The organism is Streptosporangium sandarakinum (genome assembly GCF_013409935.1).
GTDB lineage: Bacteria > Actinomycetota > Actinomycetes > Streptosporangiales > Streptosporangiaceae > Streptosporangium > Streptosporangium nondiastaticum.
On record NZ_JACCCO010000003.1, the window covers coordinates 1,311,637 to 1,332,247 of the forward strand.

Below are 20,611 nucleotides of genomic sequence, written 5' to 3' on the forward strand. Positions count from 1 at the left end.
GCATCATGCCGCGCCCCGCGGGGCCGTTCACGCACTTGACGGGCTCTTTGCCGCTTCCTGACCCGTTGGCGGGTAGCCTCCCTGGACGTCCCCCGCGCGGCCGGAGCGGGCGCGCCGTGCCAGAGAGAGGCTCTCCAGGGCCCCCGAGGGGCAATGAAGGAAAGTTACAGGATTCTCACAACGCCTGGAGATTATTGACGCCCCTCGTGGGGCGACCATAGGGTCCGGTCAACCCCGGCTATCCCGGCCACGTAAGCCCCAACGGAGTGGTTCATGAAGCGACTAGCGGCCGTAGCGGCACTGCTCGGCCTCGCCGCCGTCACGGCGTGCAGCGGCAACACCGGAGACAAGTCCGCCGCCGGCGGCACCGGTGGGGGTGGTGGCCTCTACACCACGATCGACGGCAACAAGCCCGGCCTCGACGTCAACGGCCCGTTCAACCCGTGGAGCCCCAAGGGCAACGCGTTCGCCGGCTACAACGTCATGAAGCTCGCCTGGACGAAGAACCACCTGACCGACCCGAACCAGTTCTACCCGGGCATCGCGGCGAGCTGGGAGATCGCGCCGGACAACTCCTCGATCACCCTGCACCTGCAGCCGAACAACAAGTGGTCCGACGGCAAGCCGGTCACCGCCGAGGACGTCAAGTTCTCCATCGCCCTCGCCTACACCCAGGGCAGCACCGCCTTCGCCATCACCCCGGGCGCGGCCGGCGCGGCCTCCGAGGTCGAGGTGGTCGACGACAAGACCGTCAAGATCACCCAGGACATGAAGAACCCCAGCGTCACGTTCGTGCGCGGCGTCATGGACAGTGCGGTCGTGCCCAAGCACGTCTGGGAGAGCGTGCTGCCCGCCGACTTCTGGGACAAGCTCAAGGCCGCCCGCGGCGAGGGCGCCGACGCCGACAAGGCCCGCGAGGAGATCACCGCGCTGGCGGAGAAGGTCCTCGCCTTCGCCCCGCCCAAGGACGTCTCCGCCGGCCCCTACACGCTGGAGCGGATGAACCCCGGCGAGGCGCTGCTGGTCAAGAACAAGAACTTCTACAACGCCGCGAACGTCGGCCCCGACCAGGTCAAGCTGCTCAACTACACCGGCAACGAGCAGATCTGGAACTACCTCATCGCCGGCAAGCTCGACAGCGCGCCGTTCACCGCGGTGCCCACCGACGTGATGAAGCGCATCTCCGCCACGCCCGGCAACGGCGTCGTCAAGGGCTTCTCCCCGGTGGCGCTGGGCCTGGCGTTCAACCAGTCCAAGAAGCCCTACGACAACGTCCACGTGCGGCGCGGCCTGGCCTACCTGATCAACCGCGACGAGATCACCAAGATCGCCTCTCCCGAGGGCGGCACCCCGGCCGTCACCACCACCGGCATCCACCAGAAGCCCGCCGCCGACTGGCTCGGCGACGAGCTCGGCAAGCTGGAGCCCTACAAGCTGGACGTGGCCAAGGCCGAGGAGGAGTTCAAGGAGGCCGGCCTCAAGAAGGAGGGCGGCAAGTGGACGCTGCCCGACGGCAAGCCGTGGAAGTTCACCATCAACGTCCCGGCGCCGTTCTCCGACTGGGTCTCCGGCGCCAAGGCGATCACCAGCCAGCTCAACGCGGCCGGCATCGACGCCGAGGTCCTGAGCGTCGCCGACTACCCGATCTACCTGGAGGAGCTCGCGGCCGGCAAGTACGACGTCGGGTTCTGGCTGATCGCACTCGGGCCCGCGCCGTACAACATCTTCCAGCGCCTCTACGGTCCCTCCAACGGCTGGTCGATCCTCGGTGGCAAGGTCAAGCACGCCGAGGCCGGCAAGAGCGGCAACTGGATGGGCGGCCCCGAGACCATCGAGGTCGACGGCGAGAAGATCAATCCCGGTGAGCTGACCGCCCAGCTGAACACCGTCTCCGGTGACGAGCAGAAGGCCATCGTCGGCAAGCTCGCCAAGGCGGCCAACCAGGACCTGCCGGTGGTCCAGCTCTGGGACTACGTCAACACGCAGTTCGTCAACACCAACCGTTTCACCGGCTTCCCGGAGAACGAGAGTGACCTGCTCCGCCAGCCCGCCGGCGTGTGGATCCAGCTCGGCATGGTCAAGAAGAAGCAGTAACGCATGACGGTGCTCATTCGACGGCTCGCGGGTCACCTGGCCCGCGGGCTCGTCATGATCCTGATCGTCACCACGGTCAGCTTCTTCGTCATCCGCAGCGTCCCCGGCGACCCCATGGCCGCCAAGTACGAGAAGCTGGTCGAGCAGGGCATGTCCCCCGAGGCCGCGCAGCGGGCCGTCGAGGTCCTCTACGGCTTCGCCCCGTCGGGCGGCCTGTGGCAGCAGTACGTGGACTACATGACCGGCCTGTTCCGCCTCGACCTGGGCCAGTCGCTCACCATCCCGGGCGTGGGCGTGTCCACCGTGCTGTTCTCCGCGGCGAAGTGGACGATCCTGCCCGTGCTGGCCGGCACGCTGCTGAGCTTCCTGATCGGCGTCATCCTCGGCGTCTACGCCGCGGTCCGCCGCTCCGGCAGGCTCGGCGACGCCCTGGCGATCTCCGGGTCGCTGCTGCACGGCGTCCCGCAGTACGTGCTCGCGCTGCTGCTGATGGCGGTCTTCACGACGCTGATCCCGATCCTGCCGGCGGGCGGCACCGCCGACATCATGTACGAGCCGGGCCTCAACGCCGGCTACATCGGCTCGCTGATCGAGTACGCCACGCTGCCGGTGCTGACCTACGCGCTGGCCTCCTACGGCGGCTGGATCCTGGCGATGAAGTCGAGCGTGGTCACCGTACTCGGCGACGACTTCATCCTCGCCGCCGAACTGCGCGGCATGAAGCGCGGCATCGTCTTCCGCTACATCGCGCGCAACGCGATCCTGCCGCTGTTCACGATCCTGGCCCTGTCGCTGGGCACGCTGTTCGGTGGCGCGATCTTCATCGAGCGGATCTTCAACTACCCCGGCCTGGGGCTGATGCTCATCGACAGCATCACCAACCGTGACTACGCCCTGATGGGCGGGGCGTTCCTACTGATCACCGGGGCGATCATCGTCGCGAACATCATGGCCGACCTGTTCTACACCGTCATCGACCCGCGGGTGCGCGGCGGCGAGGGGGCCCCATGACAGCGCAGACCATCACGGCGGCCGGCGGCGCCGCGGGCGGCGCCGGTCCGGGCACCGGACGCGCGGCCCTGCGCCGCAACTTCTGGCGCGGCGTCTGGCGGGTACTGCGGCGCAAGCCCAGCCGCATGCTCGGCGCGGTCATCGTGGCCGGGTTCGCCCTCATGGGCGTGTTCGGGCCGATGTTCTACCCCGACCACCTGCCCCGCGACACCGCCGCGCTGTACGCGCCGCCGAGCTGGGAGCACCCCTTCGGCACCGACTTCGAGGGCACCGACGTGCTCGCGCTGCTCATCACCGGGTCGCGCTACGTCCTGCTGACCGCCCTGGTCACCGCGGTCATCACGGTGGTGCTCGGCGCGGCGATCGGGCTGTTCGCCGGGTTCCGGCGCGGCCGCTGGGACACCGTGCTCATGCGGATCACCGACATGAAGCTCACCATCCCCGGCCTGCCGCTGCTGCTGGTGCTGTCCACGGTGTGGAAGTTCACCAGCGCCCTCGAGATGGGCCTGGTGCTCGGCCTGCTCGGCTGGGGCGGCGTGGCGCGGGCGGTGCGCTCGCAGACCCTGTCGCTGCGCGAGCGCGGCTTCATCGAGGCCGCCCGCGGCCTCGGGCTGTCCACCACGCACATCATCGGCCGCGAGCTGCTGCCCAGCATGGCCCCCTTCATCGCGATGAACATGCTCATCTCCGTCACCGGCGCGGTGTACGCCCAGGTCGGCCTGTTCTTCCTGGGTGTGCTGCCGTTCGACGCCAACAACTGGGGCGTGATGCTCAACCTCGCGGTGTTCGGGGGAGGGGCGATGTCGTCGCCGGCCGCGCTGCCGTACCTCATGGCGCCGCTGCTGGCGATCCTGCTGCTCACCCTGGGCATCGTGCTCGTCGTCGACGCGATGGACGAGATCTTCAACCCCCGCCTGCGTGAGGAGTGACCGGGTGCCCACCACCGAGAACACCGCCGCGAGGAACGCCGGGAAAACCGGGAACGCGGGGAAAGCTGGAAATACGGCGAATGTGGCGAGCGCGATGAAGGCCCCCGGGGTGCGCGTCGACGGACTGACCGTCGTCTACCGGACGCCCGCCGGGGAGCTGCCCGCGGTCCGCGGCATCGACCTGGAGCTGCCCGCCGGCACCATCACCGGCGTGGTCGGCGAGTCCGGCTCCGGCAAGTCCACGCTGGCGCTTTCGCTGCTCAACGCGGTCCAGCCGCCGGGCAGGATCAGCGCCGGCAGCGTGGAGATCGACGGCCTCGGCGACGTGGTGAAGCTGAGCGGCGAGGACCTGCGCAAGGCGCGCGGCCGGCACATCGGCTACGTCTTCCAGGCCGCCCAGAACTCCCTCAACCCGCTCAAGACCGTCGGCAAGCAGCTCCTCGACCTGGGCCGCTCGCACGAGATCGAGGACCTGCGCGGCCTGGTCCGGGACGCCAAGGACCTGCTGGGCCGGATGGGCATGGACGGCGCCCGCGTCCTCGACTCCCACCAGCACGAGCTGTCGGGCGGCATGCGCCAGCGGGTCGGCATCATGCTCGCGCTGGTGCTCAACGCCCACCTGGTGGTGCTGGACGAGCCGACGACCGCGCTCGACATGATCACGCAGGCGAACATCCTGCGGATCGTCCGCGAGGTCCACGCCGAGCGCGGCCTGACCACCCTCGTCATCACCCACGACCTCGGCGTGGTCGCCGAGGTCGCCGACCGGCTGGCCGTCATGTACGGCGGGCGGCTCGTCGAGCAGGGTCCCACCACGGACGTGCTGAGCGCGCCCCGCCACCCCTACACCCAGGGCCTGCTGCGGGCCATCCCGCGCCTGCTGGGTGACATCGGCGAGGCCCGGGCCCTGCCCGGCCGCCCGCCGACGCTGGGCACCGTCCCGGCGCGGGGCTGCGTCTTCCGGGAGCGCTGCGCGCTGCGCATGGACGTCTGCGAGACCGAGGAGCCGCCGGTCGTCGTCCGGGGCCCGTCGATCACGGCCTGCCACGCGGTCGCCGCCGCGGACGCGGGCGTGGACACGGACACCACGGCGGGTACGGCCACGGCCGGGGCGGACGCCGTACCGGACGCCGCGCATCCGGCGGAGACCGCGGACGCGCCGGAGTCCGCAGGGGCCGGGGAGCCGGCCGGGGTACAGGGAACGCGGGGGGAACAGCCGTGATCACCGGGCAGAACATCACCAAGACCTTCAAACAGCGCGGCGGCGTGCTCGCCGGCCGCGAGGTGAGGGCGCTGCGCGGCGTCGACTTCACCATCCCCAAGGGCGGGGCGGTGTCGTTCATCGGCGAGTCCGGCTGCGGCAAGACGACGCTGGGCCGCATCATCGCCGGGCTGGAGACCTACGACTCCGGCGAGATCACCATCGACGGCACCCCGATGTCGTCGCTGCGGCCCCGGAAGCGCCAGCCGCACTTCCGGCGGATCCAGATGATCCACCAGGACCCGTACTCGGCGCTCAACCCGACCCGCACCATCCACCAGACGCTGGACGCGCCGCTGTCGCTGCGCGCCGGGCAGACCGGACGGCCCCGCTCGTGGGTCGACGAGCGCGCCGAGGAGCTGCTGGCGCTGGTCGGGCTGGACCCGGGCTACGTGCTGCCGCGCTACCCGCACCAGCTGTCCGGCGGCATGCGGCAGCGCGTGGTCATCGCCCGCGCGCTGACCGTGGACCCGGAGATGCTCGTCGCCGACGAGGCCGTCTCCATGATCGACGTCTCGCTCCGGCTGGGCATCCTCGCGCTGCTGAAGGACCTGCGCGAGCGGCTCGGCGTGAGCGTGCTGTTCATCACCCACGACGTGGCGACCGCCCGCTACATCGGCGACGACGGCGAGCTCTACGTCATCTACCGCGGGCAGGTCATCGAGCGGGGGAACGTGGACACGATCATCTCCGCGCCCGTCCACCCCTACACCCAGTCGCTGCTGTCGGCGATCCCGGTGCTGCACGGCCTGGAGCGGCCGGGCGAGCAGCCGGTGGTGCCGACCGAGGCGCTGAACGAGAGCCACCACGACGCGGGCTGCCTGTTCGCCCGGCGCTGCCCGTTCCGCACCGACCGCTGCGAGAGCGAGCCGCCGGTGCTGGGCCGGGACGAGGAGTTCCCGCAGGAGCACGCCTGCTTCCACCCTCGGCGCCGCGACGTCGTGGCCACACCGATCGAGCGAGGGTGAGAGCGATGGTGAGTCCCGTGGGAGGCGACGGCACGTTCGCCGTGCCCGGCACGTCCGGCGCGTCCGCGGCCGGGAACCCGGCGGGCGCCCCCGGGGTTCCGGGCGAGGCCCGGGGAGTCCCCGGGGCCGGGATCCGCGAGGCCGGCCCGGACGACGCGGCGGCGCTCGGCGAGCTGGCCGCCGCCGCGCTCACCCTGGACGCGGCCGAGGCCCCGGACCTGGTGGCGAGCCTGTCCGCGCCGCCGCCGGAACGCCGCTGGACCGCACTGGTCACCGGCGACCTCACCGGCGTCGTCTTCGCCTCCGTCTCCGGACGCGACCCGTCGGCCGGGCACATCGACCTGCTGGCCGTACACCCCCGCGCGCGGGGCGCCGGGCGGGGCCGCGCGCTGGTCGCCGCGGCCGAGGAGTGGCTGCGCGGACAGGGGGCGGCCGAGGCCCGCTTCGCGGGCAACCCGCCCTGCTACGCCTGGCCCGGGATCGACGTGCGCTACACCCCCGCGGCGGCCCTCGCCGAGAGGATGGGCTACGAGCGCTACGACGTCGCCTGGAACATGACCGCCGGTCTGGCCGCCGACGCCGACCTGTCCACCGACGCCGACGCCGCCCGGCTGGCGGAGTCGGGCGTCGAGCTCCGCGAGGCCCGCACGGCCGGCCCCGATGACCGCGACGCGCTGCTCGCCTTCGTCCGCGAGCACTGGAACGACAACTGGGCCTGGGAGGCCGAGCACGCCGGCGGCTGCCACTACGCCGTGCGCGGTTCGGAGATCATCGGCTTCGCCGCCTGGGGCGCCAGGCCCGCCTGGTTCGGCCCGATGGGCACCGCCCCGGCCGCGCGCGGGCTGGGCGTCGGCCGGGTGCTGCTGCGCCGCTGCCTGGCCGAGCAGCGGGCGGCGGGCCAGGAGAGCGCGCAGATCGGCTGGGTGGGACCGCTGGGGTTCTACTCCCGGGCGGCGGGCGCGCGAGCCGAGCGGGTCTTCTGGCTCTACCGCCGCACCCTGCGGTGACGGCCGGATGTCAACGGCCCGAACACCGGCGGCCCGCGGACCGGAACGCCGAGGGGCGCCGGTCCGGGCCGGTGAGGGCGACGGGCCGGCGGGTCACGGGTCAGCGGGTCACGGGCCGGCGGGGCCGGTGCCCCGCCGGTTCGCGGAATCCGCGGAATCCGCGGAATCCGTGGAATCTGCGGTCCGCGGGCCGGTGACCCGCGGACCCGCGGGATCAGCGGTAGAGGAGCGGGTCGCCGCCCGTCCAGACCTCCGGGTGGCACGGCGGCGGGCACAGCCCGCGCGGGTCGTCCCCGGCGTCCAGGACGCGGCGCAGCGAGTCCGACCCCCACAGCAGGTCGGTGAAGTACGGCCGGGCGTTCTCCCCGGCCGGCCCGGCGTTCCCCTCGCCCTGCCCGGTCTCCTCGCCCGGCCCGGCGTCACCGCGCCGCCAGGCGAACTCCTCCGGGTGCAGCGAGCGCGCCAGGTGCAGCATCGCGAGCCCCGTCAGCACCGGCCGGAACGCCCCGGCGTCGTGCACGTGGAGTTGCACGCCCCGCACGGCCACACCCGCGTGCTTGCGGAAGGCCGGGGTGAACCACGCGTCGCGGAACCGTACCCCCGGCAGGTCCAGGGCGTTCAGCCCGGCGGCGAACCGCTCGTCGAGGTAGGGCGCGCCGACCAGCTCGAAGGGGCGGGTCGTGCCGCGGCCCTCCGACAGGTTCGTGCCCTCGAACAGGCCGGTGCCGGGGTAGACCAGCGCGGTGTCCGGGGTCGGCATGTTCGCCGAGGGCATCACCCAGGGCAGGCCGGTGGCCGCGTGCGGCATGTCGCGCCGCCACCCCTCGGCCGCGACGACCAGCAGGTCCGCGCCGATGGAACGGTTGACGTGCCGCGCCAGCTCGCCCGCGGTCAGCCCGTGCCGCAGCGGGATCGCCGCGCGCCCCACGAAGCTGGCGAAGGCGGGGTCGAGGAGCGGCCCCTCCGCGACGGTCCCGCCGAGCGGGTTGGGCCGGTCCAGTACGGCGAAGCGCACCCCGAGCCGCGCGGCGGAGGCCATGAGGTCGTACATCGTCCAGACGTAGGTGTAGAACCGCGTCCCGATGTCGGCGATGTCGAAGACGAGGGTGTCGACCTTCGCCGCCTCCACCAGCTCGTCCAGGGCCGCGCTCCCGGCGCCGTAGGTGTCGAGGACCGGCAGGCCGGTGGCCGGGTCGGTGCCCGCCGCCTCGCCGTGACCGTCCTGGGCGGCGCCGCGCACCCCGTGCTCCGGGCTGAACAGCGCGGTCACCGGCACGCCCGCCGACAGCAGGGCGGTCACGCCCGGGGTGAGGTCGGGCAGCACCCCGGTGGGGTTGGTGACGAGGCCGATCCGCCCACCGCCGAGGAGGTCGGGGTCGTGAACAACTCGTTCGATTCCGGTCCGCACGAGTGACATCGCTCCATTCATAGAAGATAATTTGCAGAATAGAAGACTTTGGTGAAAATTAGCGACATGGGGCGTCATGATTGATCCACTCGCCGACCTGTCCACCGAGCAGAGCGATCCGCGCTACGGCCAGATCGACAGGCTCTCGACCGAGCAGGTGGCCCGGCTGATGAACGCGGCCGACGCCACGGTGCCCGCCGCCGTGGCCACCGCCGTACCGGCGATCTCGGCCGCCATCGACGCCGTCGCCGACCGGATGCGGCGGGGCGGACGTCTGATCTACGTGGGCGCGGGGACCTCCGGCCGGCTGGCCGTGCTGGACGCCTCCGAGTGCCCGCCGACCTTCGGCACCGACCCCGAGGTGGTGCAGGGCGTCATCGCCGGCGGCGAGCCCGCGCTGACCCGTTCGGTCGAGGGCGCCGAGGACGACGACGCCGCCGGCGTCGCCGCCATCACCCGCCTGGAGGTGGGCCCGCTCGACTCGGTGATGGGCGTCTCCGCCAGCGGCCGGGCGCCGTTCGTGATCGGCGCGCTCGGCGAGGCGGAACGCCGCGGCGCGCTGACCGTCGGCCTGTCCTGCAACGCCGCCACCCCTCTGTCCGCGGCCGCCGCGCACCCGATCGAGGTCGTCGTCGGCCCGGAGGTGGTGACCGGCTCGACCCGTCTCAAGGCCGGGACCGCGCAGAAGCTGGTGCTGAACATGGTGTCCACCATCACCATGGTCAAACTGGGCCGCACCTACGGGAACACCATGATCGAGGTGTCGGCGATGAACTCCAAGCTGGAGGGCCGGGCCACCCGCATGGTCTCCGGCCTCACCGGCGCCGACCTCACCGCGGCCCGCGCCGCGCTGGAGGAGGCGGAGTGGAACGTCAAGGTCGCGGTGCTGGTGATCGAACACGGGATCGGCGCAGACGCGGCCCGGGACCTGCTCGCCGCGCACGGTGACCGGCTGGAGGACGCCCGGTCGGACGGTGCGGCGGTGGGGGAGCGGGCCACCGAGGACGTGCGGCATGCCTGACCGGCTCGGCGGCATACTGGCGGCGGCCGTACCGGACGCCTGCTCGGCGGCGGTCGCCGTGATCGCCGTCGGCGGCGACGTGGTGGCAGCCGCGGCGGCCGGGGAACTGGTCCGCCACGCCGACGCCTCCGGGAAACTCGCCGACGACCGCCCGCCCGCCCGCCGCGACTCGATCTTCGACCTGGCGTCCGTCACCAAGCTCTTCACCACGGCCGTCATCCTGTCGCTCGCCGAGGACGGCCTGCTCGGCCTGGACGAGCCGGTCGCCGCCCGGCTGCCCGGCGCGCCCGCCGGCGTCACCATGCGCCACCTGCTCACCCACACCGCCGGACTGCCGCCCAGCCGCGCCCCCGGCCACGAGGCCGCCGGCGACGGCTCCCGCGCCGCGCACCTCGCGCACGTCCTGGCCACGCCGCCCGCGGGCCCGCTCGGCGGCGGCTACGTCTACTCCGACGTGGGCATGATCACCGCGGGCCGGGTGGCGGAGATCGCCGGGGGAGCGCCCCTGGACGAGCTGCTGCGGGCCCGGGTCACCGGCCCGCTCGGCCTGGCCGACACCGGCTACCGGCCCGCGGCGGAACTGCGCCACCGGATCGCCGCCACCGAGGACCAGCCCGGGCGACCCGGATCCGGGTGCGTGCGCGGCGAGGTCCACGACGAGACCGCCTACGACCTGGGCGGCGTCGCCGGGCACGCCGGGATCTTCGCCACCGCCGACGACGTGCTGCGGTTCGCCGAGACCCTGCGCACCGGCGGCGCCCCGATCCTGCGGCCGGAGTCGGTCGCCGAGATGACCCGCGACCAGGGGGTGCGCGGCGCGGCCTTCCGCCACGGGCTCGGTGTGCGGATCGGAGACCCGGCCATCGTCGGCCCGCTCGCCGACGCCTACGGCCACTCCGGCTTCACCGGCACGTCGGTGGTGGTGGACCCCGGCCGGGCGCTGACGGCCGTACTGCTGACCAACAACGTCCACCCGCTGCGGGGCCGCGCGGGCATCCGCGACCTGCGCCACGCCGTCGCCGCCGAGGCGCTGCGCCTGTCGGCGGCCGGTGGACGCGGGTAGGTGCGATCATGGCGGGATGACCGAGAACCCCCTCAGTGATCCCTCCGGAGCCGATGACCTCTCCGGCCGTCCCGGGAAGCCGACCCGCAGGGAGATCTCCGACGCCGTCGGCGACGCCGGCTGGCGTTACATCCTCGGCGCGCTCCGCACGTCGGTGCCCGTGCCGTCGCTGGCGCGCGGGACCGACGTCGCCGCCCGGGCCGCCGCCGCGGCCGGTGACCGGGCCGACGGGAGCCTCTGGATGGACGTGCGCGGCGACCGGGTGGTCCTCACGCTCCAGTCGCTCGCGACGGCCGCGGTGACACAGCGGGAGATCGAGCTCGCCCACCGGATCTCCGCCGCCGTGGGCGAGCTGGGCCTGCGCACCGGCCCGGAGACCACCGGCCAGGAGGTCGCCGGCCGGGAAGCCCGATCGGACCAGATCCTCGAGATCGCCATCGACGCGCTCGACATCGCCGCGGTCCGCCCGTTCTGGAAGGCCGTCATGGGCTACACCGACGAGGCCGGCGCGACCGGCCCCGAGGACCCGCTCGTCGATCCGGTGGGCCAGGGCCCGGCGATCTGGTTCCAGCAGATGGACGCCCCGCGGCCCCAGCGCAACCGGATCCACTTCGACGTCTCCGTCCCCCACGACGAGGCGCCGCACCGCATCCGGGCCGCGCTGGCCGCCGGGGGAGTGCTGGTGTCCGACTCCGGGGCGCCCGCCTTCTGGGTCCTGGCCGACGCCGAGGGCAACGAGGCGTGCGTGACGACCTGGCAGGGCCGCGACTGACCCGCCGCTCAGGGGGCCCGCACGGAGGGCCGGAAATCTCTCCGGATTCCTCCGGCGGGCATGTCAAGAGGGCGGCCCCGGCTCCGACCCATGGGTGTACCGGCCGGATCGGGCGGAGCAGCGACACATGATCCTTGGAGTGACGACATGAAGAACGCGAAGACGGACAGCCTGCCGGTGCCGGGCGCGAACCTCTACTACGAGGTCCGCGGCTCCGGCCCCGTCCTGCTGCTGATCTGCGGCGGTGTCTATGACGCCGCCGGGTACGCGGGCCTGGCCGACCGGCTCGCCGACCGGTACACGGTGGTCACCTACGACCGGCGCGGCAACTCGCGCAGCCCCCTCGACGGGCCGCCGGAGCCGCAGAGCATCGCCGTCCACGCCGACGACGCCAACCGCCTGCTGACGGCCGTGGGCGTCACCGAGGACGAGCCGGCCTGCGTCTTCGGCAACAGCTCCGGTGCGGTGATCGGCCTGGAGCTGGCCGCCCGCCACCCCGGGCGGGTCCGCGCGATGGTCGCCCACGAGCCGCCCGTCTTCGAGCTGCTGCCCGACCGCGACCACTGGCGCGCCCTCATGCGGGACGTGGCGGACGCCTTCCGCGAGGGAGGCGCCGGGCAGGCGATGGGGGTCTTCGCCATGGGGATGGGGATGGGCGGCGAAGACGCCGGGGACGGGGACACCGGTCAGGGCGACGCCGCCGCACCGCAGGGGGAGCCGGACGCTGAGACCGCCGCGATCATGGCCCGCACGGCGGCGAACATGGAGTTCTTCATCGGATACGAGGTGCCGCCGTTCTCCGGCCACACCCCCGACCTCGACGCGCTCCGGGCCTCCGGGGTTCGGGTGGTGACGGCGGTGGGGGAGGCGTCGGAGGGCGAGCCGCCGTACCGGGCGACCCTAGCCCTGGCCGAGCGGCTGGGCGGGCGGCCCGAGGTGTTCCCCGGCGACCACGGGGGCTTCGGCGCCGAGGCCGAGGCGTTCGCCGCCCGGCTGCGCGAGGTGCTCCCGGCCTGACGGCGATCCCTGCGGGCACGGGCGCCATCGGCCGGGAGGCGGGCGCCCGTCCGGAGCGTCCCCGTCGGCCGATGACGCGCACGGGACGCCCCCGGCCGGTGACGCGCGCGGGACGCCCTCGCCCGGTGGCCCGGCCCGGGACGGCGAGACCTCCGGACCGATGACCCGCCCGGGGCGGATCTCAGACCGGCCACGCGCCGAGGAAGCGGCGCAGTTCGGCGGCCAGCTCGGCCGGGGCCTCCTCGGCCATGTGGTGGCCGGAGTCGATCGAGGCACCGCGGACGTCGCCGGCCCAGTCACGCCAGATCGCCGGCGGATCGCCGTAGAGGTCCTCCATGTCGTCCCGCTCGGACCACAGGAACAGGACCGGGCAGGTGATCTTTCGGTCCGCCCGGCGGTCGGCGTCGTCGGCGGCCCGGTCGACGCCGAGCCCCGCGCGGTAGTCCTCGCACATCGCGTGGACGGTGGCCGGGTCGTGGATCGCCCGCCGGTAGTCCTCGTACGCCTCGGCGCCCATCTGCTCCGGCGTCGCCCGGTACCAGGCGTCGGGATCGGCGCTGATCACCCGCTCGGCGGGCTTGTCGGTCTGCCCGAGGAAGAACCAGTGCCACCACGCGGCGGCGAACCGGGCGTCGGCCCGGTCGAGCGCCTCGCCGATCGGCACCGCGTCCATCACGACGAGGCGGGCGGCGGCGTCCGGGTGGTCCATCGCCACCCGCTGCGCCACGTAGGCGCCCCGGTCGTGGCCGGCGACGGCGAACCGCTCGTGGCCGAGCGCGCGCATCAGCGCCACGCAGTCGCGGGCCATCGCCCGCTTGGAGTAGGGCTCGTGATCGGGGGTGGTCGGCGGTTTCGACGAGCGGCCGTAGCCGCGCAGGTCCGGGCAGACCACGGTGAAGCCGTCCGTGAGCAGCGGCGCGACCCGATGCCAGGTCGCGTGGGTGCGGGGGTGGCCGTGCAGGAGCAGCAGCGGCGGCCCGGAGCCGCCGTGCCGGACGAACAGCTCCGCCTCGCCGGTGTCGACCCGCTCCTCGGCGAACCCCTCGAACATCCCGTGTCTCCCTCCGGTCGCGGATCCGGTCGAAAGGCCCCTTCCAGCCGGCGCGAGATCCAAACCGCAGATCGCGCGGCGCCTTCCGCGACCGGCCGCGTCCCGCGCGCCGTCGTGACGCGCCCGTCCGCCTCCGCCCGTCCGCCTTTCCCCGTCCGCCTCGACCGTCCGCCTCCGCCCGTCGCTCGGTCATGGCCGCCGTTCCGCCGCGCCGCCGTTCTGTTGTGCGAGGACGCGTCATCACGGCGTCACGGGACCGTTCCAGGCGGTTTTCCTGCTCTTCGGCTCGAAGATCTTTATGTGCAATTTCACATATGACATCTTCTCTGTACGGGCGCTCGGCACGGGGCCGGGCCCCGTTCCATTGGAGGAATTCGATGAACCAGATCGCCAAGCGTGGTCTCGCGTTCCTGGCGGCGGGGACGGTCGTGGCCGGGGGGCTCGCCACGGCCGCCCCCGCGTCGGCCGCGACCCTCACGACGACGACCACGTGCAGCACCTCGGGACCGATCCAGGGCCTGAACGTCAAGGCGTGCGCGGACGTCACCGGCGACCGGGTACGCGTGTACGGGATCGTCGGCGCCCTCGGCATCTCCGAGCCGCCGGTCAACCCCCGCGACGTCGGCGCGGAGGTCTCCGGCGCGATCGTCGGCGGCCTCTTCCTCGGCTCCGGGCACCGGGCCCTGAGCATCTGGAACAACGTCTTCACCGTCGAGGGCGTCACCACGACCGTGGCCTCCGGGTCCACGGTCCGCGCCACGGTGACGATCACCCCCGGCCCCGCGGGCCCCGGAGGCGGAGGCGGCACGCCCCTGCCCGGCCCGACGTCCGTCTCCGTGGACGTGCCCGTCGTCTACTGACCGGCCCGGATGACCGGCTCGGATGGGCGACTCGGGTGACCGGCTCGGGGGACCGGCCGGGTCGTCGGGCCGGCGGGAGCGCGCGACCGCGGTCGCGCGCTTCCGCGCGTTCGGCTTCCGCGCGTTCGGCTTCCGCGCGGTTCCGGACCCGGAGCTTCCACGCGTTCCGGGTCCGAAGCTCCCGCGTGTTCCGTGCGTCCGGCGGGTTCGCCGGACGCACGGAGGCGAGCGACGCCGTCAGCCGGCGAAGTGGCAGGCCACCTCCCTCTCTCCCGGTCCGTGGATTTCGAGCGGAGGGGCCTCGGCCCGGCAGACGTCCCGGGCCATGGCGCAGCGCGGGTTGAAGGAGCAGCCCGGGGGCGGGTCGGCCGGGCTGGGAGGGTCGCCCGGCAGGACGATCCGCTCGCGGACGAGTTCCACCTCGGGGTCGGGGACCGGTACGGCCGACAGCAGGGCCCGGGTGTAGGGGTGTGCCGGGGCGGTGTAGACGGCGTCGCGGGAGCCGATCTCCACGACGCGGCCGAGATACATCACCGCGACCCGGTCGCACACGTGCCGCACCACCGACAGGTCGTGGGCGATGAACAGGTACGCCAGGTCCAACTCCCGCTGAAGGTCGGCGAGCAGGTTGACGATCTGCGCCTGGATCGACACGTCCAGCGCCGAGACCGGTTCGTCGCAGACGATCAGCCTGGGTCGGGACGCCAACGCGCGGGCGATGCCGATGCGCTGGGCCTGGCCGCCGGAGAACTCGTGCGGGTAGCGGTCGGCGTGCTCCGCGCCCAGGCCGACCATCTCCAGAAGCTCGATCACACCGCGCCGGTCCAGCAGCCGCGTCGGGCCGGAGACGATCCGCTCGACGGTCTGGCGGGGGTTCAGCGACGCGAACGGGTCCTGGAAGATCATCTGTATGTCGCGGCGGAACGGGCGCATGTCGCGCGGGCCGAGCCGGGTGATGTCGCGGCCGTCGAAGACGACGGTGCCGCCGGTGGGCTCCAGCAGCCGGACGATCATCCGGCCGGTGGTGGACTTGCCGCAGCCGGACTCCCCGACCAGGCCGAGGGTCTCTCCCGGCCACACGTCGAAGGTGACGCCGTCCACGGCCCTGACCCCGTTCCGCTTCCCGAAGGTCATCCGCAGGTCCCGTACGGACAGCAACGGCGTGGACCGGCGCCCGGCGTCCGGCGCCGCGTCGGGTACGGTGCCCGGCGCGCCGTCCGGGCGGGTGGGCGGCGCTCCGGTCATCGTGGGCCTCCGAGGGTTCCGGTCAGGTGGCAGGCCGTACGGTGGACCGGGCCAGCCGGAGCGCCTTCCGGGCCGACCGGACGGAGCGCGCGGCCCGTATGGATCTCCCGGATCTCGTGGATCTCAAGGGGCCCGCGGAACTCGCGAAGCTCAGGCGCCTCGGTGACGCAGGCGTCTTCGGGGGTCGCGGCGTAGCGGGCGCAGCGGGGGTGGAACCGGCAGCCGGGCGGCGGCGCGAGCAGCGACGGCGGGCTGCCGGGGATGGCCCGCAGCCGTCCCCCGGCGGCCGGGCCCGCCGCGCCCCCGGCGGCCGGATCCGGTGAGCCTTCCGCGCTTCCGGCCGTCAGGCGGGGGGCGGAGGCGAGCAGGCCCTGCGTGTAGGGGTGACGGGGAGCCCTGAAGATCTCCCGCACCGGGGCGTGCTCGACGGTGCGGCCGCCGTACATCACCAGGACCTCGTCGGCGACCCGCGCCACGACGCCCAGGTCATGGGTGATCAACATGACGGCGATGCCGCGGTCCTGCTGGATTCTCTTGATCAGTTCGAGGATCTGCGCCTGCACGGTCACGTCCAGGGCGGTGGTCGGCTCGTCGGCGATGAGCAGGTCCGGCTCGCAGGACAGGGCCATCGCGATCATCACGCGCTGCCGCATGCCGCCGGAGAAACGGTGGGGGTGCTCGCCCGCGCGCCGCCTCGGCTCGGGGATGCCCACCTCGGCCAGCATCTCCACCGCGCGTTCCCGCGCCACCCGGCGCGAGGCGCGCAGGTGCAGCCGGTACGCCTCGGCGATCTGCTCGCCGACGGTGTAGAAGGGGTGCAGCGACGACAGCGGATCCTGGAAGACCATCGCCATCCTGCGGCCGCGCAGTTCGCGGAGGCGTGAGGCGGGCGCGCCCACCAGTTCCTCGCCGTCGAAGACGATCGAGCCGGAGACGGCCGCCTCGCGGTGCAGGCCCATGATCGCCAGCGACGACACCGACTTGCCGGAGCCGGACTCGCCGACGACGCCGAGCGTGCGGCCCCGGTCCAGGTCGAAGCCGATCCCGTCCACCGCGGTCCCGGCGGGGAACGCGACCCGCAGGTCTCTCACTCGCAGGATCACGCGTACCTCACACGGGGGTCGATCACCGCGTAGACGAGGTCCACGCCGAGGTTGGCCAGGGTGATGAAGAATGCCGCCAGCAGGGTGACGCCGAGCACGACGGGCTGGTCGGCCTTGAAGATCGCGTCGTAGGTGAGCTGGCCGACGCCGGGCAGTCCGAAGACGTGCTCGGTGATGACGGCCCCGGCGAGCAGCCCGCCCAGGTCCATGCCGAAGATCGTCACGATGGGGGTGAGCGCCGAGCGCAGGCCGTGCTTGGTGACGACGGTCCGCTCGTACAGGCCCTTGGCGCGGGCCGTTCTGATGTACGGCTCCGCCATCGTCTCGATCATCGAGGCCCGGGTGAGCCGGGCGTACATGGCGGCGTACAGGCTGGCGAGCGTCATCCAGGGCAGCAGCAGGTTGCCAGCCCAGGCGGCCGGGCCCTCGGAGATCGGCCGGTAGTCGGGGTAGGGCAGCCATTCGAGTCGCTGGACCAGGACCAGCAGCAGCATCATCGCGGTGAAGTAGACCGGTGCCGAGGCGGAGGCCAGCGTGGCCGCCATGAGCGAGCGGTCGAGCGTGGTCCCCCGGCGCAGGGCGGCGACCAGCCCGACGGCCAGGCCGCCGGCCAGCCAGAGCACGGCCGCGCCGAGGGCCAGCGAGACGCTCACCGGCAGGCGGTCGGTCAGCAGGTCCCAGACGGGCAGCGCGTTCTGGTAGGAGTAGCCGAAACAGGGGACCGAGCACTCCAGCGCGGCCGGGCCGTCGCCCAGCGTGCGGCCGGTGAAGATGCCGGCCACGTAGCCGCCGAACTGCTCGTACACCGGCCTGTCCAGGCCCATCTGCGTGCGCACCAGCGCCACCTGCTCGGGGGTGCAGGTCTTGCCGCAGGCGTGGGCGGCCGGGTCCGAGGGGAGCACGTAGAAGACGGCGAAGGTCACCGCGCAGATGACGAGCAGCACGCCCGCCACCGCGGCGAGCCGCCGCAGCAGGTAGCGGGTCATCGGCCGCCTCCCTTCGGGTCGAGGGCGTCGCGCAGCGCGTCGCCCAGCAGGGTGAAGGCCAGCACGGTCAGGAACAGGCAGACGCAGGGGATCATGAAGTACGTCGGCGCGACCTGGTACCACAGCAGCCCGTTGTCGATCATCTGGCCCCACGAGGGGGTGGGGGGCCGCACGCCGACGCCGAGGAAGGACAGCGCGGCCTCGGTGCCGATGTTGGCCGGGATCGCCAGTGTCGTGTAGACGAGGATCGGCGCGGCGATGTTGGGCAGGATCTCCCTCAGCAGGATGTGCGGCCCCATCGCCCCGTTGACCCGCGCGGCGTCCACGAACTCCCGGTGCCGGACGCTCAGCGTCTGCCCGCGCACGATGCGCCCGACGTACGGCCAGCTGAACATGCTCATGATCAGCACGAGCAGCAGCACGCGGTCGGTGCCCGGCGCGATGGACAGCAGGGCCAGCATGAAGATCAGGCTCGGGAAGGACATCACCAGGTCCATGATCCGGCTGAGCACGGTGTCGATCCTGCCGCCGAAGTACCCCGCGACCAGGCCGACCGCGGTGCCGGCGAGCACGGTGACGGCCGTGGCGGCGACCGCGATCAGCAACGACACCCGCGCGCCGTACACGATGCGGCTGAAGACGTCGCGGCCGTTGCCCGGCTCGACGCCGAGCCAGTGCTCGGCGCCGATGCCGCCGAAGTCGCCCTTCGGCACCCCGCCGAGCGCCTGGTCGATCGCGCTCTTGTCGAAGGTCTCGGGCCGCCAGCCGTTGAGCCCGGCCAGCAGCGGGGCGGCCAGCGCCGTCACGACGAAGACCGTCACGATGGCGAGGCCGAGGAGCGCGGCAGGGTCGCGGCGGAGCCGCTCGTAGGCGATCCGCCCGGGGGAGCGGCCCCGGACGGCGGGGGCCGCGACGGCCGCCGCGGCCTCCCGCGGCGCGGCGGTGGTCACTTCCCGACCCCGAGGGTGGCGTAGTCGAACTGGCCGGACCAGATCAGGTGGCCGAACGCGCCGCCGACCTTGGAGCCGGTGAGCAGCGGCTTGCGGAGCCAGAGCAGGGGGATCATCGGGGTCTTCCGCATGATCGCGGCGTCCAGGTCCACCCAGGCGCGGTCGGCCGCCTTCAGGTCGGTCATGGCCCGGATCCCGTCGATCCGGTCCATGGTCTCCCGGTCCCGGAACAGCGACACGTTGCCGCTGTTGCCCTTGTCGGTGATGGTGCGGCCGTCGAAGAGCATCGGGATGAAGGAGGACCCGGACGGGTAGTCCTGGCACCAGCCGTACAGGGCCAGCCCGTCGAACCTGGCGGTGTCGCCGATGGTGTCGTAGTAGACCGACGGGTCGAAGGTGCTGATCTCGGTCTCGACGCCGACGCGCTTGAGCGACTCCTGGATCGCGGTGGCGGCTCCCTTGTCGCCGGTGGAGGCGGACAGCGTGACCTTCACCGGCGTCGCCACGCCGGACTCGGCGATCAGCGCCTTGGCCTTCGCCACGTCACCGGTCGGCGGGATCTTCAGGGTGTCCTGCGGGACGCCGCCGGACAGCGACGGCGGCAGGTAGGCGGTGGCGACCGTGCCGGAGGCCGGGCCGCCCTTGACGGTCTGGTACGCCTCCTTGTCGATCGCGTACTGCAGGGCCAGGCGGAACTTCGGGTTGTCGAAGGGCGCCTTGGCGGTGTTCATGGCCAGGGTGTCGGTGCAGCCCCGGATCTCGTTGTGGAAGCGCGCCCTGACCTTGGGATTGGTGAGGATCTTGGCGAAGCTCTCGCCGTTGACGTCGGCGTAGGTGACCGCGGTCCGGTCCTCGCCCTGGTCGGCGATGAGCCGGTCCACGATCACGCTCTGCCGCAGGCCCTGCTTGACGACGACCCTGTCCGGCAGCGCCTTGCGGACCGGGTCGGTGGCGGGGTCCCAGTGCTCGTTCCGGCTGAGCACGAGCTGCCTGCCCCGGTCGTAGGTGTCGATCTTGTACGGTCCCGAGGAGAAGACGCGGTTGTCGTACTGCGCCTTGGTGTCCCTGGCCCGGGGTACCGGCGCGAAGGTCGGCAGGGTGGCGTAGTACGGGAACTCGGCGACGGGGCGGTCGAGGTGGAAGACGATCGTCTTCTCGTCGGGCGTCTCGATCGACTTCAGCGAGCCGTCCCGGTAGGGGCCCCGGTACTTCTCGCCGCCGGCCAGGACCAGGCGGGCGTAGTTGGGGCCGCCGGGCAGCTCGGGGGCGAAGGACCGCTCCACGTTGTACTTGACGTCGGCGGCCACGATCGGCGAGCCGTCCTCGTACTTGAGGCCCTCCTTGAGGGTGAAGGTCCAGGTCCTGCCGCCGTCGGACATCTCGCCGACGGTGGTGGCGAGGTCCGGGACGATCTGCAGGCTGGCCGGTCCCGGCTCGGCCTTGTAGGTGACGAGGGAACGGTAGAGGTAGCGCAGGCCGAAGTCCATCTCCGGCATCGTCCAGTTGCGGGTCGGGTCGAGGTGGGAGAAGTCCTGGTTGGACAGGATCGCGAGGGTCCCGCCCCTGGCGGCCTCACCCGCCGGGGGCCGGGGGCCGTTTCCGGACCGCTCGGCGGCGGGTGTCCCGCCGCCGCAGGCCGCCGTGCCGAACAGCACCGCCAGCGCGAGGAGGCAGGGGGCCGCCGTGGTCTTCACGGACATGTGTCACTCCGCATCGTTGTGGGGGGAGAGCGAGAGTGACACGTAACATAGTAATGTGAAATATTACCGGCAATAGTGTGTTACCAATCCGTAATTAGTCCGATCCGGCATTCCCTCGTTTTCCCGGTCCCGGCCCGACGGATTTCCGGGGCCCGGCCCGGCGGC

General features: G+C 72.8%; 18 protein-coding genes. 11 read left to right on the top strand and 7 right to left on the bottom strand.

The genetic code is table 11. The annotated features are described in order from the left end of the window. The first annotated feature begins 273 nt into the window (after positions 1-273). Genes HDA43_RS32140 through HDA43_RS32165 form a run of 6 tightly spaced genes read left to right on the top strand, consistent with a single transcriptional unit; the run spans position 274 to position 7,270 of the window. The gene (locus HDA43_RS32140) at positions 274-2,094 is read left to right on the top strand and encodes an ABC transporter substrate-binding protein (RefSeq protein WP_179828283.1); all 1,821 of its coding nucleotides are present in this window, start codon (positions 274-276) and stop codon (positions 2,092-2,094) included. Between the two features lie 3 nt (positions 2,095-2,097). Further along, positions 2,098-3,105, top strand: a complete 1,008-nt coding sequence (locus tag HDA43_RS32145; protein ID WP_179828284.1) for an ABC transporter permease — start codon at positions 2,098-2,100, stop codon at positions 3,103-3,105. Next, positions 3,102-4,034, top strand: coding sequence for an ABC transporter permease (locus HDA43_RS32150; RefSeq protein ID WP_246424771.1), 933 nt, complete (start codon positions 3,102-3,104; stop codon positions 4,032-4,034). Before HDA43_RS32145 ends, HDA43_RS32150 begins: the two co-directional genes overlap by 4 nt. A gap of 4 nt (positions 4,035-4,038) precedes the next feature. Continuing rightward, positions 4,039-5,256, top strand: coding sequence for an ABC transporter ATP-binding protein (locus HDA43_RS32155; protein WP_312873650.1), 1,218 nt, complete (start codon positions 4,039-4,041; stop codon positions 5,254-5,256). Then, entirely contained in the window at positions 5,253-6,263 is a 1,011-nt protein-coding gene (locus HDA43_RS32160; protein WP_179828285.1) for an ABC transporter ATP-binding protein, read from the top strand. The genes HDA43_RS32155 and HDA43_RS32160 overlap by 4 nt, the downstream gene beginning before the upstream one ends. Before the next feature lie 5 nt (positions 6,264-6,268). Continuing rightward, a complete protein-coding gene (locus HDA43_RS32165; RefSeq protein ID WP_179828287.1) occupies positions 6,269-7,270 on the top strand; it encodes a GNAT family N-acetyltransferase in 1,002 nt (333 codons plus the stop codon). A 214-nt stretch (positions 7,271-7,484) separates the two neighbouring features. Here HDA43_RS32165 and HDA43_RS32170 read toward each other — a convergent pair whose 3' ends face one another. Continuing rightward, on the bottom strand, positions 7,485-8,687 hold the full coding sequence (locus HDA43_RS32170) for an exo-beta-N-acetylmuramidase NamZ family protein (protein WP_179828288.1): 1,203 nt from the start codon (positions 8,685-8,687) through the stop codon (positions 7,485-7,487). A 67-nt stretch (positions 8,688-8,754) separates the two neighbouring features. Here HDA43_RS32170 and murQ point away from each other — a divergent pair, with 67 nt between their 5' ends. From murQ to HDA43_RS32190, 4 genes are all read left to right on the top strand, one after another. Continuing rightward, positions 8,755-9,699, top strand: a complete 945-nt coding sequence (murQ, locus tag HDA43_RS32175; RefSeq protein WP_179828289.1) for an N-acetylmuramic acid 6-phosphate etherase — start codon at positions 8,755-8,757, stop codon at positions 9,697-9,699. Continuing rightward, positions 9,692-10,762: a serine hydrolase domain-containing protein gene (locus tag HDA43_RS32180; protein ID WP_179828290.1), complete on the top strand. Its 1,071-nt coding sequence runs from the start codon at positions 9,692-9,694 to the stop codon at positions 10,760-10,762. The genes murQ and HDA43_RS32180 overlap by 8 nt, the downstream gene beginning before the upstream one ends. 16 nt (positions 10,763-10,778) lie before the next feature. Continuing rightward, positions 10,779-11,534, top strand: coding sequence for a VOC family protein (locus tag HDA43_RS32185; RefSeq protein ID WP_179828291.1), 756 nt, complete (start codon positions 10,779-10,781; stop codon positions 11,532-11,534). Positions 11,535-11,681: 147 nt separating this feature from the next. Next, positions 11,682-12,551 carry an alpha/beta fold hydrolase gene (locus HDA43_RS32190; protein WP_179828292.1) on the top strand — a complete coding sequence of 290 codons (870 nt, stop codon included), beginning with the start codon at positions 11,682-11,684 and terminating at the stop codon, positions 12,549-12,551. A gap of 181 nt (positions 12,552-12,732) precedes the next feature. Here the strand turns inward: HDA43_RS32190 and HDA43_RS32195 are convergent, their stop codons facing one another. Continuing rightward, a complete protein-coding gene (locus tag HDA43_RS32195) occupies positions 12,733-13,602 on the bottom strand; it encodes an alpha/beta fold hydrolase (protein ID WP_179828293.1) in 870 nt (289 codons plus the stop codon). 377 nt (positions 13,603-13,979) lie between these two features. On the opposite strand from HDA43_RS32195, the gene HDA43_RS32200 reads away from it, so the two are divergent. Further along, complete coding sequence (locus tag HDA43_RS32200) at positions 13,980-14,462, top strand: hypothetical protein (RefSeq protein ID WP_179828295.1); 483 nt, start codon at positions 13,980-13,982, stop codon at positions 14,460-14,462. 237 nt (positions 14,463-14,699) lie between these two features. Here HDA43_RS32200 and HDA43_RS32205 read toward each other — a convergent pair whose 3' ends face one another. Genes HDA43_RS32205 through HDA43_RS32225 form a run of 5 tightly spaced genes read right to left on the bottom strand, consistent with a single transcriptional unit; the run spans position 14,700 to position 20,446 of the window. After that, complete coding sequence (locus HDA43_RS32205) at positions 14,700-15,707, bottom strand: ABC transporter ATP-binding protein (protein WP_281395704.1); 1,008 nt, start codon at positions 15,705-15,707, stop codon at positions 14,700-14,702. Further along, a complete protein-coding gene (locus tag HDA43_RS32210; protein ID WP_179828297.1) occupies positions 15,704-16,810 on the bottom strand; it encodes an ABC transporter ATP-binding protein in 1,107 nt (368 codons plus the stop codon). The genes HDA43_RS32205 and HDA43_RS32210 overlap by 4 nt, the downstream gene beginning before the upstream one ends. Further along, the gene (locus HDA43_RS32215) at positions 16,807-17,796 is read right to left on the bottom strand and encodes an ABC transporter permease (protein WP_179828299.1); all 990 of its coding nucleotides are present in this window, start codon (positions 17,794-17,796) and stop codon (positions 16,807-16,809) included. The genes HDA43_RS32210 and HDA43_RS32215 overlap by 4 nt, the downstream gene beginning before the upstream one ends. After that, entirely contained in the window at positions 17,793-18,746 is a 954-nt protein-coding gene (locus tag HDA43_RS36170) for an ABC transporter permease (RefSeq protein WP_179828300.1), read from the bottom strand. Before HDA43_RS36170 ends, HDA43_RS32215 begins: the two co-directional genes overlap by 4 nt. After that, positions 18,743-20,446, bottom strand: coding sequence for an ABC transporter substrate-binding protein (locus HDA43_RS32225; RefSeq protein ID WP_179828301.1), 1,704 nt, complete (start codon positions 20,444-20,446; stop codon positions 18,743-18,745). The genes HDA43_RS36170 and HDA43_RS32225 overlap by 4 nt, the downstream gene beginning before the upstream one ends. Positions 20,447-20,611: the final 165 nt, after the last annotated feature.